The organism is Mycobacterium sp. TH-M82, assembly GCF_057473605.1.
This window is the reverse complement of the sequence record NZ_JBYCKY010000152.1, coordinates 1-3,000: the sequence shown is the minus strand read 5'-3', so window position 1 is coordinate 3,000 and position 3,000 is coordinate 1. Positions and strand designations below refer to the sequence as shown.

Genomic DNA, 3,000 nt, shown 5'->3' with positions numbered 1-3,000 from the left:
CCGACCCGGCCGGCGGCACCGGCGGCAACGGTGGCGACGGCGGGTACGGCGGAGCCGGCAACAACGGCGGCGACGGAGGTGCGGGCGGATCCGCTGGCACCGGCGGCAATGGCTACAGCCCGACGGATGCCGGCAAAGACGGTGGTAACGGCGGCAACGGCGGCGACGGCGGGTACGCCGGTAACGGCGGTCAGGCAACCGGCCACGGCGGTCACGCCGGCAATGCCGGTGACGGCGGGAACGGCGGGAACGGCGGCAACGCCGGCAACGGCGCCAACGGCGATAGCAGTCACCCAGCTGGCGGTGAGCCCGGGACACCCGGCAAGGGTGGTGCACCCGGTGCCGGCGACACGCCGGGCAGCGGCGGGGAACCCGGCCAGACCGGCAAGCCCGGCCAAAGCTACACGACCCCGGTCCCCGGTGACATATACGTCGCCAATGAGAACAGTGGCACCGTGTCGGTGATCGACCCGTCCACGGACAAGGTCGTCGACACCATCGACGTCGGCAGCAAACCGACTGGGCTCGCGGTGAGTCTCACCGGTCCCGAGGCCGGCTATGTCTACGTCACCAACGAGAACAGTGGCACCGTGTCGGTGATCGACCCCTCCGACAACAAAGTCGTCGACACCATCGACGTCGGCAGCAAACCGTTCGGGGTGGCGGTCAGTTCCACCGGCCCCGAAGCCGGCGACATCTACGTCACCGACAGCAACGCTCACGAGGTGTCGGTGATCGACCCCTCCGACAACAAAGTCGTCGACACCATCGACGTCGGCAGCAAGCCGTTCGGGGTGGCGGTCAGTTCCACCGGCCCCGAAGCCGGCGACATCTACGTCACCAACTACAACGGTCACAGCGTGTCGGTGATCGACCCCTCCGACAACAAAGTCGTCGACACCATCGGCGTCGGCAGCAAACCGTTCGGGGTGACGGTCAGTTCCACCGGCCCCGAAGCCGGCGACATCTACGTCACCGACAGCAACGCTCACGAGGTGTCGGTGATCGACCCCTCCGACAACCAGGTCGTCGACACCATCGGCGTCGGCAAGAAGCCGTTCGGGGTGACGGTGAGTGCCACTGGTCCCAACGCCGGCGACATCTATGTCGCCAACAACAACGGGGGCGGGGTGTCGGTGATCGACCCCAGCACGAACCAGGTCATCGCCACCATCTCCGGTGCTGGCGGCGACAAACCCTACGGGGTGCTGACGTATCCCAACGGCGACGTGTACGTCACCAATAACGGTGCCGACGGCAACATTGGGGACGTGTCGGTGGTCGACCCGTCCACGAACACACTCGTCGGCGGAGTCACCGTCGGCAGCCAGCCGGCCGGGATAGGGGCAGTCGGCGTCGGCAACTGATCGGGAAAGGTCAGGCTGCCTTGATGCCCAGCACCTCGTCGACGCTAGCGGTGGGTAGCCCGGCGGCGGCTGCTCGCGCGCAGAGTGCGGCGATCGGATCGGGGTCGGTGCTGCAACGCACCGCCGGCGCAGTCCAGTCGTGTCGTGTCGAACATCGCCGGCCCACGGGCGGGCGCCTCGGTGAGCAGGTAGCGACCGGCGCCGGGGGGGAGCCCGGCGCACTGCGTCCTCGTCCGCGCAGGCGCCGGTGAGCCCGGCGCATCGGCGACGTTGACGCCGACCTGAAACACCGCCGGTTCGGCATCAAGCACTGCGGTGAAACGAGTCAGGTATGCCTCGGGGACGAAAAACCGCCAGCCCTCACCAAGATGCAGCCAATAGGGACCGTCGAATTCGAGAAATCCGTACCGCTGGCCCAGTACCGCCCGATCCTCGTCATCGAGGCCGGTGTCGAGCAGCAGGAGACGGCCGACCGGAGAGATATTCGGTGCAGCAGTACAGAAACGAGGCTGAAGGTGATCTCGGTATCGCGGCGACCCGCGGCGAGGCTGCCGGCGATCGCATCGGGGTCTGACGATGCCGCTTCGATGCGTTATTGGTTGGCCCTGGGTGCGGGCCGGGTTCAGGCGACGAATTCGATCTTCGCATCATGGCCATGGGATGCAGCGAGTCGCCGATCACAAGTGATCAACGACGCGGCAAGGCCCTCCGCGAGCGCGACGTAGACGCCGTCGGCCACGGTATGGGTGCTGCGCAGTTGGTAGGCACGCTGAACGAAACGCTTTGTGGGCCAACGACGCAGCGAAAGGCCCCGAACATCGGCCACGGCGACCAGACCCTCGTGGTCGCTGATCAGTTCACGAATGACCGCCCGACGGATGGCGCCGACTGCCTCGACGTCGAAGTGGGCGGGGACATGCACTGTCTCGTCTCGTAACCGCTGCGCCACCGCGGCTCCCGGCGGGGTCGCCAAGACGAGTTCGACAGCCGCCGAAGCGTCGAGCACGATCACTCCGATCGCGCTTCGCCGACCAGTTCAGCCGCGGACACGCCAAGATCCCGACGCGGAAGCGCCGCCAGGCGATCGAGGACGTCGTCGAGAGCCGGTTCTTCGGCGATTTCACCCAGCCGGGCGAGCAGGAAGTCGCTGAGGCTCATCCGCTGCACCGCGGCCCGGGTCTTCAGCTCGTGAACCAGCTCGTCGGGCACGTTTCTGATCTGAACCATCGATGACATGTAGAAAGCATATCTCACATGTTCTACCCACCTTGGTCGAAGGCCGTGGGAATCTCCGATGCGTGACGTACCACGAACCGATATGTTGCCTATCAAATGGTCCACGGGTTGATCAGGGTGATACCGGTGGCGTCGAAGTCGCTGGTGTTTCGGGTGGCTAACGTCGCTTGTCGACACGCGCAGATCGCGGCGGTTTGCGCATCGGCGGTGGCAATTGTCAAGGGACATCGGAACCTGCCCACTGGCGGCCACGAGAACTGCCCCCCGGTGGCCAATAAGAACTGCCCAGTGGCGGCCACGGATCTGCCCATGATGGGGATGGCCGCCACCGGCTGTTCGATGGTCAGGTCAAGGCTTTGACCCCCTGTCCTTGCAGTGCCTGGGTCAGCCGGACGGA

General features: G+C 66.2%; 4 protein-coding genes and 1 pseudogene. 1 reads left to right on the top strand and 4 read right to left on the bottom strand.

Going from position 1 to position 3,000, the window contains the following annotated elements:
- A partial coding sequence (locus AC2VON_RS04500; RefSeq protein ID WP_486951868.1) for a beta-propeller fold lactonase family protein occupies positions 1–1,367 on the top strand: 1,367 nt, incomplete at its 5' end.
- Positions 1,368–1,377: 10 nt separating this feature from the next.
- Here AC2VON_RS04500 and AC2VON_RS04495 read toward each other — a convergent pair.
- The 4 genes and pseudogenes from AC2VON_RS04495 to AC2VON_RS04480 form a co-directional block, all read right to left on the bottom strand.
- Positions 1,378–1,533, bottom strand: a complete 156-nt coding sequence (locus tag AC2VON_RS04495; RefSeq protein WP_486951867.1) for a hypothetical protein — start codon at positions 1,531–1,533, stop codon at positions 1,378–1,380.
- Between the two features lie 456 nt (positions 1,534–1,989).
- Positions 1,990–2,379: a type II toxin-antitoxin system VapC family toxin gene (locus AC2VON_RS04490; protein WP_486951866.1), complete on the bottom strand. Its 390-nt coding sequence runs from the start codon at positions 2,377–2,379 to the stop codon at positions 1,990–1,992.
- Positions 2,376–2,603: a FitA-like ribbon-helix-helix domain-containing protein gene (locus AC2VON_RS04485; protein ID WP_486951865.1), complete on the bottom strand. Its 228-nt coding sequence runs from the start codon at positions 2,601–2,603 to the stop codon at positions 2,376–2,378. Before AC2VON_RS04485 ends, AC2VON_RS04490 begins: the two co-directional genes overlap by 4 nt.
- Positions 2,604–2,695: 92 nt before the next feature.
- Positions 2,696–3,000, bottom strand: a pseudogene (locus tag AC2VON_RS04480) (hypothetical protein); the annotation flags it as partial.

Bases quoted from the DNA above. Each gene is read 5' to 3' on its own strand.
- AC2VON_RS04485 (WP_486951865.1), bottom strand. From the start codon at position 2,603: ATGTCATCGATGGTTCAGATCAGAAACGTGCCCGACGAGCTGGTTCAC.